Source organism: Nocardia fusca NBRC 14340, assembly GCF_001618425.1.
GTDB classification, from domain to species: Bacteria; Actinomycetota; Actinomycetes; order Mycobacteriales; family Mycobacteriaceae; genus Nocardia; species Nocardia fusca.
On record NZ_BDCU01000029.1, the window covers coordinates 296,387 to 309,171 of the forward strand.

Sequence of the window (12,785 nt, forward strand, 5' to 3'; positions counted from 1 at the left end):
GGCGTGCCGGCTTCCAGCGGCAGCAGATGGAGGCACCATGAAGGAAAAGGAACCGAGCCACCGCGGCAGCCCGGGGAGCGCCACCGCAGACCCGGCGAGCCTTTCGACACGAAGCGCGCTGCTCGACGCGGCCGAACAGGTCATGCTCGAGGAGGGCTACGCCGCGGTGAGTTCCCGGCGGCTCGCGGCCCGCGCCGGTGTGAACTCCGCGCTCGTCCACTACTACTTCGGCACCATGGACAACCTGTTCGTCGCCCTCTTCCGCAGGGGCTCCGAACGCAGCTACCAGCGCCTCCTCGCGGCCGCCGAATCCGATCAGCCGCTCTGGGCGCTCTGGGCCGCGATCCACGATCAGTCTCGGACCTCGCTGACCATGGAATTCGTCTCGCTGGCCACCCACCGCCCGTCGATCCGGACCGAGATCACGCAGTCGTCCAAACGATTCCGGGAACTCCAACTCGAGATCGTCACCCGCGCCCTGCGAAGCCACGGGAGCACCGCCTGGACGCCGATAACCCTGGTCATGCTCATGTCCAGCGTCTCCCGGTTCCTGCGCATCGAGGAGTCGTTCGATATCGACAGCGGGCATGCCGAGATCACCACCCTCATCGAGGACTTCCTCCGCGAAGTGGAAGGCCCCGAACACACCGCGTGACATATCCCCGGCCTCGACGGCCGTCGAGGCCGGGCCCTCACGCTGTGGGGCGAGGACGCCGAACAATCCGCATCCGGTCCGACCGGTTGCCCGCCGGACCGGCGGCGATCACGACCCCGCTGTCACGGGGGCGGCGAGTTCGTGTTCGTCGATCATCCGCTCCAGTGCGACGAGAGTGTCGTCCAGACCCGGCCCGAAACGACGGCCCGGTGTGAACGTCGCCGGCAATTTACGCATCCCCTGGATCACCCCGATGGTGTCGTAGTGCACGGTCTGTTCGGGATCACACCGGAAGTCCGGCATCCGGTTGACTCGATCTTCTCGTCGAGGCAGGCGCGCACCAGCTTATCGATGAAGGGTTCCCAGCGGCGCACGGCGCTCGGCGACAGGTACGGGTTCAGTACCGCCCGGAACAGCCGATGCTCGGGATCGTCCATTTCCAGGATGCCGTTGCGCATGGGCAGCGGGGTCTCGGCGAACGGAATCGTGCTGCCGAGATAGCCCCGGCGCTCGTTCTTGTAGTCGCGATCGTTGGATACATGCGGGCACCGCGCGAGCTCGAACACCTCACGGTGACCGGCGGCGACCCAGTGACCGCCGTAGGTGTCGGTCCAGGCCACCGGGCATTTCTCGTGCATTTCCCGGGTGATCGCGGCGAATCTGCCCCGATACTCCGGGGTGTGGCGGTCGAAGTGATAGAGCGTGCGCGACCGGCCGGAGTCCGTCGATGCGTGTTGTGCGTCCACTAATTTTTCCTTTCGAGGGGAAGTCCGTTCATCTCCGCGGGCGGCGACCTGATCGGGGACTCCACCCTGTTCGGACCGCCGGCCGGGTGTGGCCGGGCAGCGCTGCCGTGCCGGAGGTCCGGGTGGCGGCCCGGGCGAGGAAAGTACTGTCTTCACCTTCCTCGTGGTTTCGGCGCGCTCAGTGCGCGCAGCGCCGCCGAGAACAACTCGTCCATGTGCGGGCTCAGGCCGGAAAGCGTCGCGGCGTTCGCGTACCCGGCCGGCCCGAAGAGACGTCCGAGTGTGTCGGGGGTGGTAGCCGCGCCGAGGGACAGGCAGAGGCAGGCGATCCCGGCGGCGTGGAGTTCGTCGACTGCCTTGCGGGTGTCGGCTTCCGCGTAGCGGCCTTCGTAGCCGTGGTCGTACGGCAACGCGTCGGACAGAACGAGGAGCAGACGATACGGTGTGCCTGCCCGGGTTTCGAGAATCCGTCCGGCACCGCGGATACCGGCACCGAGCCTGGTGTAGCCGGCGGGCCGGAGCTGCTCGAGTCGCGCCCGCTCGATGGCACCGAACCGTTGGTCGAAGGTTTTGATCGCCGGGAGGTGGACGGCGTGACGGCTGTCGGAGCGGAATGCGTGGACAGCGACGCGATCGCCCAGCTCCTCGAGTGTGGCGGCGAAGGTGGCGGCCGCCCGGCGGTGGTGCTCGTGGACCGCGAGGCCGTCCGGATCGGTATCGGTGGCGGAACCGGACACGTCGAGCAGGATGAGTACACCGAGATTCCGGGCGAGTTTCCGGGATTCGGTGTACACGTTCTCGGCCGGTGAGTAGCCCGACCATACGTCTACGACCAGATCGAGCAGGGCATCGATATCGAGTTCGTCGCCGTCCGGCCGTCGGCGCAGGGCCTCGGGCCAGAGGCCGACGCGGGCCAGGCGGCGGCGGAGCACGTCGTCGTGCGGAATGCCGGCGGCGGAGGTATCGGCGGCGGCTGTCAGCGGGAAGTCCACGACCCGGCACCAGTCGGGCCGGTACCGGTTGTCGTGAACGTCCCATTCCGGGTACCACGCTCCGCCCACCCCGGTGACGGCACCGGGTTTGCCGGCGACGACGAATGCGATCTCGGTGGGGAGCGGCCGGGTATCGCCACCGGCCATCCGGCCGCGCCGAACGGCACGAACCCGCATGCGGGCGCCGGCATCGCTGTCCCCGGGGGCACGCGAGGTGCCGAGCAGTTTCCGCAGGAGGTCGGCGAGCTTCTCCGAGTCGACCAGCGGATTCTCGAAGAGTTTCAGGATACGACCGGTGCGATGTCCCTCCGGGTTGTCGCCTTCTTCGTCCTCGGCCCCCAGCTGGTCGAGGAGATCGAATTCCAGCCGCAGGTCTTCGTCGGTCGCCCGGGCACTCGGTCCGCCGCGGGACCTCAGTAGTCGCGCGGGCTCGATGGCCCCGAACCACTCCGGCGGATCGGCTATCGCCGCCTTGCCGCCGGCGAGGGCGAGTGATTCGTCGGGAGTGGCGGTCCGTGATTCCCCGTACGGCCCCAGTGCGGCGGCGAGCGGAACACCGTGGGCCAGTGCGGTGAGCCCTCGCCTGCCCTCGAGCGCCAGGTAGCGACGCGCGACGCGCGGGCGCCCCCGTAGCCCCTTGACCAGGCGCGGATCCAGACTTCCGGCCTGGAGCAGAGCACACTGTGCCAGAACTTCACTGCGCTGATGGGCAGAGGAACGGCCCGCGGAGACGAAGACGGTGTCGCCGTCGGTGTGCGCGGCCCGGCCGGCCGGGGCCGCCGCGACGGCGACGGACCGGCCGGCGAGGAAGGTCGCGAGAAGCCGGAACCGCTCCGGACCTTCCGCGGCCGAGGGGGTCATGACGACGGCAGGACGGCGTCCGCGAGTTCGCCGAGGGCGCGGACGATATCCGGATCGTCGGACAGGGCTTGGACGACCGCGGCCCGGACGGCGGCGCGCAGGTTCAGCCCCCCTGCCACCAGGGACCCGGCCAGGATCAGCATCCTGGTCGAGGACGCCTCGCGCAGCGGCGACCCCTCCAGATTCCGGATAGCGTTACCCAGCGTGACCAGTGCGTTCGCGATCTCCGGAGCGACCGCGGCCTCCCGCGCCACCACTTCCCGCTCGATCTCGGGCGGTGGAAAGCCGAGTTCGATCGCGACGAACCGCTGGCGGGTGGATTCTTTGATGTTCTTCAGAACACTTTGATATCCGGGGTTGTAGGAGATCACCAATTGGAAGCCGGGCGCCGCAGGCACGGTGGTGCCGAGCCGATCGACGGAAAGCTCGCGGCGATGGTCGGCGAGCGGGTGGATCACCACGGTGGTGTCCTGACGCGCCTCCACGATCTCGTCCAAGTAGCAGATACCGCCCTCGCGGACGGCACGCGTCAAAGGCCCGTCGACCCACACCGTTTCACCGCCTTTGAGCAGGAACCGGCCCACCAGATCCGCCGAGGTCATATCCTCGTGGCCCGCGACGGTGATCAGCGGGCGGCCGAGTTCGTGCGCCATGGCCTCGACGAAGCGGGTCTTCCCGCAACCCGTGGGACCTTTCAACAGGACCGGCAAACCCTGGCAGGAAGCCGCCCGGAAAACTTCTGCCTCGTCTCCGACCGCCCGGTAGAACGGTGTCCGCGCCTCGGGACGACTCATGGCGGTGCTCGCCATATCAGTTCTCCCGCTCGAACGGAACGATCTTCGGGACCTCGACTCCGTCCGGAAGGACGAGTTCACCGTCCTTGTTGATATAACCGGATCCATCGCGTGGTATCGGCAGAGCGGGATCGGGGCAGGGCTTGTCCGTTCCGTCACCGCAGATGCCCCCGATGAAGTACGAACGCTCCTGGATATCGGCGGGCCAGGGATCGGCGTGCTGGCCGAACCATTGCGCGGGAACGTTGTAGAAGACGAAGAAGATAGCGCTGACCGCGGCGAAGATCGCCAGGGAACGGGTGAGCTGCTGCCGGACGACGCCACCTCGGACCTCGTCGAGTCCACGCTCCACGATCGTGCGCCCGCGATCGTCGGTGAAGAAACGCAGACAGGCCAGGCCCGCCTGCACCGCGCCCCACATCAGGCCCTCGTAGATCGGCCACTGGTAGTAGTGACCCGCGTTGAACGACACCGACTGGATCGCGCCCGGGTAGGTGTAGAGCCCGAGCGGCAACAGCATGCAGGCTTCCATGACGAAATCGAGGACGAAGGTGAACGCGAAGGTGACGCCGATCAATCGGAGGTTGCTGATCCCGGGCCGGCGCGACTTGACCTTCCGCATGAACCAACAGACGACGATCGTGATGAGCAGAACGCCCCACGCATAACCCGGGATGTTCATCAGGAGTGGTTCGGCGACCTGAGCGCCCGGCTCTTCCGGCGAATTCCAGCCCGGAACATACGGAGCCCAGGACCCCCTGTTGAACATCCAGGTGTTGTAGGTGCACCACGTGTTCAGGTAGTTCAGGAACGGGTCCTGGAAGAACATCAGGCCCATGGACACCAGCAGGATGCCGTCCAGGGTGATCCGGCGCTCGCGCCACCACGGCCGGATGATCCACCAGTAGAGGGCGAAGGGAAACCCGATCAGGACGCCGGCCGTCCAGATGCTCAGGATCGTCTTCATGAGCATCGGCGGATCGCTCGGGCCGGTGGGTACCCGCTCGAAGTAGGGGCCGGTGATCCATCTGAGCCATACATACACCTGGAGCGCCAGGATCAGCGCGCCGATGATCGCCCAGATGTATACGGTCCGGCTCGGCTGACGATTGTCGGTGCCGAGAGTCGTGGTGGAGCCGAGTATTTCGGTGATATCGGAAGACTTCTTGTTCGACAGTTCGCTCATGCAACTGCCCCTTCTGGATTGCGTTCCGCAGCACTCGCGGTTCCGACCGCCGGCAGCGGCGACTCAGCGATGCACTCGATACGACCGGCGCCGCCACGGAAGTCTGGTCCTTCGCGGCGAAATCCGCCTCCGCGCGGCAGCCGGCCCTCCGTCAAGATACCAACGGGTATCCAAAGTCACAATGGGTTTCTTAGATACATGCTAGGCTCGCTCATGTGGTGGAGCGGTGGACGAAAGAACGGCGATTGGAACGCACCCGCACGCTCCTGCTGGATGCCGCCGAGGAAGTGTTCGCCGAGAAAGGTTTCGCGGCGGCCACGCTCGATGACATCGCCCACGCGGCCGGATACACGAAAGGCGCCATCTACAAACATTTCTCCGTGAAGGAAGAACTGTTCCTGGCAGTGAGCGACCGATACTGGCGCCGCTACTTCGACAACTTCGCCGAAGTGCTCTCGACCGTCACCGCGGTGGGGCCGCACGAACTCGACCGAGTCGCCGAACGGTGGCGCCAACTCGGCCATGACCGCGGTGCCGAGCACGCCGCGCTGGGACACGAGTTCACCCTCTATCTCCTACGCAATCCCGAGGCCCGGGCACGGGTAGCGGCCAAGAGACTGGAAGTGGCCGAGGAACTCGCCGGATTCGTCGCCGAGAACCTCGAGCGCGTCGGCGGCAGCCTGACGATCACCCCCCGGGCCTTCGCCCACGTACTCATCGCCACCAGCGACTCCGTGATACTCGGAAGCCAACTCGACGATATCGACCTCTACCGGCCGATCCTCGAAATGTATCTGTCCGTCGTGAAACTCCCCTGACGATCCCCGTCGCCGGCTCGCATTCTTCCTACGACTCCGCACCAGCCGCATACGTGCTGCGCGGAGCCGGTGTGAAAGAAGGCATCATGAGCGCTCCCATCCTCATCACCGGCGCATTCGGCCAGGTCGGCAAACGCGTCACCGAACTCCTGCCGGCCCGGGGCCATACCGTGGTGGCCACCGATCTACACACCGACAGCGTCCGTGCCACCGCTGAAAAACTGGCCGAAACACCACAGCCGGGCACAGTGCGCACAACCTTCGCCGATCTGCTCGACCGCGCGGCCGTCGAGGCCCTCGTGGACGAACACCGTCCCGGCACGATCATCCATCTGGCCGCCATGTTCTCCCCGCAGTCCAATCGCAATCCGCAGCTGGCCCGGCCGCAGACGAAAGGGGAACTGTCCGACGGCCGCAAAGTACCCGCGAGCAGCATCATGATGCTGCTCATCGGGGCAGCCAACCACGACGTGAGCGTCCGCTCGCACAGTCGCACCGTGCTCACCGCCGAGGAAAAACTCGCGGCGTTCCATGCCCAGATCAGCGCGGTGGCAGGCGCGGGTAGGTAGTACGGTGCCGTCACCGCCGGCTCAGATGAGTGTGCCGACGTCCTGAGCGACGAGATTGTCCAGCGCTCGTTCGGCGACCGCCGCGATGGTCATCGACGGGTTGCAGGCGGCGGTATTGCCCGGCATCAACGCGCCGTCGAGAACATAGAGGCCGCGCTGGCCGTGCACACGGCCGTCGAGGTCACACACCGTGCCCATACTCGCGCCACCCAGCGGATGCCAGGTGGAGGGGAACAATGCGTTCGTGTCCAGCAGGGCGCTGTCGGGACCGGCGATTTTGTGCACGGCCGGCCCGATGTGCCCGTTCTGGATGACACTGTCGCCCTCGCGCGGCCAACGTAGGACCGCGTCGTCGCGCGCGGCGTCGTAGCGGAACTCCCCACGGCCGTCGCTGACGCCGTACGCGACCATCATCGTGCTGCGCGGGTCCAATGCCAGCGGCGGAATGGATGCTTGGATGACGGTGTGCGCGGTCTGCGGATCATCCCAGTTCAGACTGCCGTAGACCACCGGACCGCCCTGCGGCGCACCGAATTCCGCCGACGGGTCGGCCCATACGTAGATACGGTCGGCGTTGGTGCCCCAGCCCGTGCCGAGACCGTCCGGCAGATCGGGGATCAGCCCTTTGGCGGACGCGCGGACAAGTAACCGGGTGGTGTTGATACTGCCCGCCGCCAAGATCAGTGCGCCGGTGGTGAGCACCTTGCGCTCCACCACCGCACCGGTGGTGTCCAGACGCTGTACCCGCACGGTCCAGCGGCCGTCGGGGGCGCGTTCGATATCGGTCACCTCGTGCAGGGTCTGCACGCGCACGAGGCCGGTGGCTTCGGCGGCGGCGATATAGGTGACATCCACAGAGTGTTTACCACCGTTGTTGACACCCATCGCGCCATCACCATTGGTGTAGGAGGGCTTCATCTCGCCGCGCAACTCCGCCAGCGCGAAATCCCAGTCGATGGGCATCGGGATCTTCGACAGCGGCAGGCCCGCGCGTCGTACCCGATCGGCGAACACTCGTGCGGCGCGATAATTCTCGCTCGCGACCAGCTCGTCGGGTGCCTCGGCCAATCCCAGCATCTTCGCCACCCGCGGGTAGTGGACCCGATTCATCGTCTGCCAGTCCAACTCCTGCGGAAAATGGGCGTTGAACACCGCTTCCGCCGGTTGCAGCGACATACCCTGATAGACCAGCGACCCGCCACCCACACCCGCCGCGCACAGCGCGGTCATATTCTCCCCCGGGACCGCTTCCACCAGACCGGTATAGGGCTCGAACATCAGCGGCCGACCGAACAGATTCGGGCTGGATCGGCACCACAGCAATCGCTTGTCCGGCGCGGTCGCGCGGGGAAAGGTCTCGGAGTTCGGACCGGTGGGCCAGCGCAATCCCCGTTCGAGCACCGTCACGGGGACTCCGGCCTGTGCCAAGCGCAGCGCGCTGACACCGCCACCGAATCCGGAGCCGATCACGACCACGCGGTGCTCTTCATAGGTCAAGGGCACGTTGCCGACCTGGGCGGCAGCCGGGGCCGGCGACCCGATCGCACGCGCCCCCACGAGGGTTGCGCCTGCCACGGCAGCACCGGTCAACAGTGATCGGCGGGTCATTACCTTCATTACTCGATCCTTCGGTCGTCATCGTGTCATCGGGGACGGAGCCCCCTCGGACGGGCGGCACAGCGCATGGCTGCAGCGCGCACCACCCGGTCGGTGGTGCGCGTCGAGGCACAGTGACGCGCCTGGGCCGGAACCCGCACGACATTCCGTGCGGGCGTTATATGTCTCGGCGCCGGCTATCAGTCGATGGTGCAGCCTTGTACCGGTTTGCCGGCCAGGCGATCCAGGAGGTAGGTGACCGCGTTGTCGGGGCCGAATCCGTCGATCATCTCCGGCCCGAAATGGCCCGGGATGGTGGTTCCGGGCAGCAGGGGCGGCAGTTCGTTGGTGCGGAAGGTGACCGTCGCGCCCTTGGCGCACCAGTCGTCGGCGAGCCGGCGAGCCTGGTTGTAGGGCACGGTGTCGTCGTTGCGGCCACTGGTGATCAACACCGGCGAGGCCGGGGTCAGGGTGCCCACCCGGAGTTCGGCCAGGGCGGGAGCGGCTTCCGGGATCGCTTGCAGGTGGGTGCTGAGCGGTCGGCCGTCGATGGTCAGCGAACTGGTCTTCATGAACGGGTAGCGGGTGATGACATCACCGATACAGGCATCGCTCAACGCCACCAGGGTGTCGCGGCCGTACTGGTTGGTCACCCGGTCGACCGCCTTCTCCAGATCGGGATAGCGCGCGAGCAGCCCGTTGATGGCGAAACCGATCGCGCCACCGATCAGGGCCCCGTCGATCCGTTCGAGGATCGCGGCCAGATCGGCCACCGGACCACCGGCCCAGGTTCCTTTGAGGTTCAGTTCCGGTGCGTAGGCGGGCGCCATCTCCGCGGCCGCCGCGACCGCCCCACCGCCCTGGGAATAACCCCAGAACACCAGCGGGGTCTCGGGGCCGGCGCCCGCCAGAGTGTTGGCCGCCCGCGCACCGTCGAGGACGGCGTGCGCCTCCTCGATCCGGTTGGCGTAGGTGTGGATTCCGGGAGTGCCCAATCCGATGTAGTCGGTCACCAGCACCCGCGCACCCAGCCGGCTCCACACCGCCGAGGACGGGAGTTCCTGATTCGCCGACAGCGACGGCGACGGATCGGTGGTGAGGGTGATCCCCGTCGAGAACGCCTTCGACATCGCACACCGGTCACCCTGACCCGAGGTACCGGGACCGATCACAACCGTCGGCCGCGGACCCGCCCCCAGCCACGGGCCCGCGGCATCGATGAAGGTCCCGGTGACCGCGACCGGGGACCCGTCCTGCAGCCGGGTCGTGTACATCACGTGCTCGGCCTTACCCGGCCATCCCTGATCCGAGGGCAGAGTGGCCAGCAGCGACATCGGCCGGGTTCGGATCACCGAGCCCGGCTCGACCGGAATCTGCTCGGGCGCGGCGTAGAAGTCCTCCGGAGCGGCCGCGGCCTCGGGCTGATCTGTGGCCACCACCGCCACCGCGGCCGCACAGATTATGGCCACGGCGGCCGCAGTCATCCGAACGACCCGTGGCAGCAATCTCCGCCGATAGCCGCTCTGCCAGTGCTGTTGATGCATCGATACCTCTCCGTGAACCTCTGCCCGGGCTCCGTTGCTCTGTGTCCCGGACCACACAGCGACGGCCGTATGGAGTCGGCCACAGCTGCGATCTACCGGACAGTAACACAGTTACCAATAACCCCTGCCGAACCGCAGCGAGTAACCGATGCTCACCATCGTTACCGTGGACGCGTGAGCCGAGTACCGAAAACGCCGCCGACCGGGCAGATCATCGACGTTGTCCTCGACCTGCTGGTAACGGACGGATACGAGGCGGTCCAGCTCCGCGAAGTAGCGCGGCGCGCCCGCGTGTCGCTCGCCACCGTGTACAAGCATTTCGCCGATCGCGACGAATTGATCGTCGCCGCTGTCGAGCACTGGATGGCCACTCACAGCTACACCGCCATGCGGGGGCCGGAGCCAGGGGAAACGCTGCACGACGGATTGGTGCGAGTCCTCGGATATGTATTCCGGCCGTGGGAGCGCAACCCCCGGATGCTCGAGGCCTATCACCGGGCCCGCACCGTCTCGAGCGGGCAACGCCTGGACGCCCAGGGCATCAACGCGATGCAACCCGTTATCGCCGCGCTGTTCCACAAGGCAGACCCGACCTATATCGAAGACATCGCGCTGGTCCTGTCCAATCTGACCTACGCACTGATCGGACGATTCGCCGACGGCAATCTCGAAATCACCGAGATCCTGCCCATCCTGGAACGCGCGGTCTACCGGCTGACCCACGACAACCACGCCGACGCGGCCGCCGCGGTAGCCACCGGGACGGCCGGGAAGCGAGCCGGCGACTCGGTCGTGATCGCCTCGCTCGCCGCCCCTTTCAAGGCACCGGACCCACCACAGGCCTGAAGCCGCCGTGCGAACCGTTCGCCGCGCCGGACCGACCGTTCACCGCAGAACTCCTCGCACTCGACGACAGCGATTGCCGCACGGTCTTTTTCGCGCGTGTCGCTCGCTACTTTCTACGAGCAATGTCGTACCCCGCACAGATCTCGTAGGTGCACGCCACCACCTCGGCGTCATCCACACGACCCGGCCGACGGGAGTCACCACCCCGCTACCTTCGGCGCCCGCAGCGAGAAGCGAACATTGCGAACCCTCGGCCGCTGCACCATTTCTCTTCGAAACAGTGGCACGTTCCCGACAGGCCGGCATGGACTCCGTAGCCGCCACCAGCGCGCGGGAACCGGTGGTCACGAGTCGAGGTATGTACACGAGATCCAGCCGCTCACCGGAGAGTAGGGCAACCATGCACAGAGGCGACACACCCGCTGTCGAAGCCACACGTCCGCCGCACGCCGGTGAGCGACAGCGAGGTGAATCCACCGTGAAAACAAAGCTCCCGGGCTCACCTTTCGAACGAGCCGATTCCCTGCCGGCCGCCCTGGGCGCAGCCGTGACCGCCGCCGTCATCGCGGCAACGGTGATGACGGGCTCCACTCCCGCCACCGCGCAGCCGAATGACCAACTCTGCGGTCGCGAGCATTTCGTCGCTTCGTGGGCCGCCGCCCCCACCGATTCCCTGACCCCGTTGGACGCGGCCGGCACACCCGTACCCATGGCAGTCGACGACCAGACCTTCCGCATGGTCATCACACCGCACCTCGGCGGAGAGCAGCTGCGGCTGCATCTGACCAATCGCTTCGGACCAGGCCCGGTCACCTTCGCCGAGGTCACCGTCGGCGAACAGACCGAAGGAGCCGCCGCGACCGATATTCACCCGGTCACCTTCCGCGGCAACCGCTCGATCACCGTGCCCGCCGGCGAAGATATCGTCAGCGACCCGCTGTCGTTCACGGTCACCTCTGCACAACCGCTGGCCGTCAGCATTCACATCGCCGAATCCGCGGGCCCGCCCACCAAACACTGGAACGCCAACGCGACCTCCTACTATTCGCCCCCGGGCAGCGGCAACCTCACCGGCCGGACAGCGGCGAACCAGTTCACCTCCCGGACCGGATCCTGGTTCTACGTCCGCGCTCTGGACGTACTCGCCTCGGCCGGCACCCATTCCGTGGTCGCCTTCGGTGACTCCATCACCGACGGATTCGTCGGGAGCACCCCGATGGGCATCCCTGTCGACCGCGCGGTTGCCGATACCGACAGCCGCTACCCGGATTTCCTACAGCGCAGGCTCGACCACGCCGGTATCCCGGTCTCGGTCGTGAATGCGGGAATCGGCAGCAACCGGGTAGTGACCGGAGGTGAGCCGTTCCTGTTCGGGCCGAGTGCCGTCGCCCGATTCGACCGTGACGCGCTGAGCCTCACCGGGGTGAGCGGAGTACTGGTACAGGAGGGGATCAACGACCTCGGACTACCACCCCCTGCCACGGCCGCCCAGGTGATCGCCGGATACGAGCAGTTGATCACCGCGGCACGCCGCGCCGGGAAGAAGATCTGGCTGGGGACCGTGCTGCCCGCCTCGGACGCAATCGTCGACGGCGTCCTGCTCGCGCCCGACAGCGAGAAGCACCGGCAGGAGATCAACACCTGGATCCGCACGCAACAACTCAGCGACGGGATCGTGGATTTCGACGCCGCCCTGCGTGATCCCGGCAACCTCTCGATTCTGCGAGCCGACTATTCCAGCCCCGACAGGCTCCACCCCAACCCGGCCGGTTACCGGGCGATGGCCGACACTGTCGAACTCTCCACGATCGCGCAGCACCCGCACTGCTGACCCCACGCAGCATTGGCAAAATATGCCTTTCATGGCTGCGTAGGGGTGGTGTGTCACGGTGGGCTGCAGCCCGGTACCTCGGCGCCGAGTCGGGGCTCATTCGATATGGCGGCGTGATCGAACGGCGGATCGCGCAACGGCCGGGTTTCATGAAGCGAACATTTCCGGCGAGCTGTTGGCGTCGTGGATGCGATCGCCTAGTCTCCCAATGCGGGCCCAGAAGTCGCCTCGAGACCACCGGGGTGGGCCCTTGATGTTGCGCATGTCGACCCGATGTGAGTGCACTATGAAACCGACTGTCAGTTCTGTACAGATTCCTGCCGATTCTCCGGCGTCGACGGGCAGAT

Annotated in this window: 11 protein-coding genes and 1 pseudogene; 5 read left to right on the forward strand and 7 right to left on the reverse strand. The window is 66.7% G+C overall.

Annotated elements, in window-relative coordinates:
• Positions 1–37 precede the first annotated feature (37 nt).
• Positions 38–655 carry a TetR/AcrR family transcriptional regulator gene (locus NF4_RS18755; RefSeq protein ID WP_084533229.1) on the forward strand — a complete coding sequence of 206 codons (618 nt, stop codon included), beginning with the start codon at positions 38–40 and terminating at the stop codon, positions 653–655.
• Between the two features lie 108 nt (positions 656–763).
• Here NF4_RS18755 and NF4_RS40270 read toward each other — a convergent pair whose 3' ends face one another.
• The 5 genes and pseudogenes from NF4_RS40270 to NF4_RS18775 all read right to left on the reverse strand — a co-directional run bounded on the left by NF4_RS40270 (position 764) and on the right by NF4_RS18775 (position 5,234).
• Positions 764–925, reverse strand: a complete 162-nt coding sequence (locus tag NF4_RS40270) for a hypothetical protein (protein ID WP_439956761.1) — start codon at positions 923–925, stop codon at positions 764–766.
• Between the two features lie 41 nt (positions 926–966).
• Positions 967–1,293: pseudogene (locus NF4_RS40275) on the reverse strand (cytochrome P450); the annotation flags it as partial.
• 260 nt (positions 1,294–1,553) lie between these two features.
• The gene (locus NF4_RS18765) at positions 1,554–3,254 is read right to left on the reverse strand and encodes a nitric oxide reductase activation protein NorD (RefSeq protein ID WP_063128602.1); all 1,701 of its coding nucleotides are present in this window, start codon (positions 3,252–3,254) and stop codon (positions 1,554–1,556) included.
• A complete protein-coding gene (locus NF4_RS18770; protein WP_063128603.1) occupies positions 3,251–4,063 on the reverse strand; it encodes a CbbQ/NirQ/NorQ/GpvN family protein in 813 nt (270 codons plus the stop codon). Before NF4_RS18770 ends, NF4_RS18765 begins: the two co-directional genes overlap by 4 nt.
• A 1-nt stretch (position 4,064) precedes the next feature.
• Entirely contained in the window at positions 4,065–5,234 is a 1,170-nt protein-coding gene (locus tag NF4_RS18775) for a spirocyclase AveC family protein (RefSeq protein ID WP_063128604.1), read from the reverse strand.
• A 215-nt stretch (positions 5,235–5,449) separates the two neighbouring features.
• Here NF4_RS18775 and NF4_RS18780 point away from each other — a divergent pair, with 215 nt between their 5' ends.
• Positions 5,450–6,052 carry a TetR/AcrR family transcriptional regulator gene (locus tag NF4_RS18780; protein ID WP_063128605.1) on the forward strand — a complete coding sequence of 201 codons (603 nt, stop codon included), beginning with the start codon at positions 5,450–5,452 and terminating at the stop codon, positions 6,050–6,052.
• An 86-nt stretch (positions 6,053–6,138) separates the two neighbouring features.
• Positions 6,139–6,621 carry an NAD-dependent epimerase/dehydratase family protein gene (locus NF4_RS18785; protein WP_157120437.1) on the forward strand — a complete coding sequence of 161 codons (483 nt, stop codon included), beginning with the start codon at positions 6,139–6,141 and terminating at the stop codon, positions 6,619–6,621.
• A 21-nt stretch (positions 6,622–6,642) separates the two neighbouring features.
• On the opposite strand, the gene NF4_RS18790 is transcribed toward NF4_RS18785, so the two are convergent.
• Together NF4_RS18790 and NF4_RS18795 are read right to left on the reverse strand one after the other, a co-directional pair.
• Positions 6,643–8,238: a GMC oxidoreductase gene (locus NF4_RS18790; protein ID WP_063128607.1), complete on the reverse strand. Its 1,596-nt coding sequence runs from the start codon at positions 8,236–8,238 to the stop codon at positions 6,643–6,645.
• A gap of 179 nt (positions 8,239–8,417) precedes the next feature.
• Entirely contained in the window at positions 8,418–9,701 is a 1,284-nt protein-coding gene (locus tag NF4_RS18795; RefSeq protein ID WP_063128608.1) for a lipase family protein, read from the reverse strand.
• Between the two features lie 234 nt (positions 9,702–9,935).
• Here NF4_RS18795 and NF4_RS18800 point away from each other — a divergent pair, with 234 nt between their 5' ends.
• Both NF4_RS18800 and NF4_RS18805 read left to right on the forward strand, forming a co-directional pair.
• Positions 9,936–10,607: a TetR/AcrR family transcriptional regulator gene (locus NF4_RS18800; RefSeq protein ID WP_063814629.1), complete on the forward strand. Its 672-nt coding sequence runs from the start codon at positions 9,936–9,938 to the stop codon at positions 10,605–10,607.
• Positions 10,608–11,085: 478 nt separating this feature from the next.
• Positions 11,086–12,438 carry a GDSL-type esterase/lipase family protein gene (locus NF4_RS18805; protein WP_232330541.1) on the forward strand — a complete coding sequence of 451 codons (1,353 nt, stop codon included), beginning with the start codon at positions 11,086–11,088 and terminating at the stop codon, positions 12,436–12,438.
• Positions 12,439–12,785 lie beyond the last annotated feature (347 nt).

Excerpts from the sequence above, each read along its gene's own strand:
- NF4_RS18765 (WP_063128602.1), bottom strand. The coding sequence starts at position 3,254 with ATGACCCCCTCGGCCGCGGAAGGTCCGGAGCGGTTCCGGCTTCTCGCG.
- NF4_RS18755 (WP_084533229.1), top strand. The coding sequence starts at position 38 with ATGAAGGAAAAGGAACCGAGCCACCGCGGCAGCCCGGGGAGCGCCACC.
- NF4_RS18785 (WP_157120437.1), top strand. The coding sequence starts at position 6,139 with ATGAGCGCTCCCATCCTCATCACCGGCGCATTCGGCCAGGTCGGCAAA.
- NF4_RS18775 (WP_063128604.1), bottom strand. The coding sequence starts at position 5,234 with ATGAGCGAACTGTCGAACAAGAAGTCTTCCGATATCACCGAAATACTC.
- NF4_RS18795 (WP_063128608.1), bottom strand. The coding sequence starts at position 9,701 with ATGACTGCGGCCGCCGTGGCCATAATCTGTGCGGCCGCGGTGGCGGTG.
- NF4_RS18770 (WP_063128603.1), bottom strand. The coding sequence starts at position 4,063 with ATGGCGAGCACCGCCATGAGTCGTCCCGAGGCGCGGACACCGTTCTAC.
- NF4_RS18790 (WP_063128607.1), bottom strand. The coding sequence starts at position 8,238 with ATGAAGGTAATGACCCGCCGATCACTGTTGACCGGTGCTGCCGTGGCA.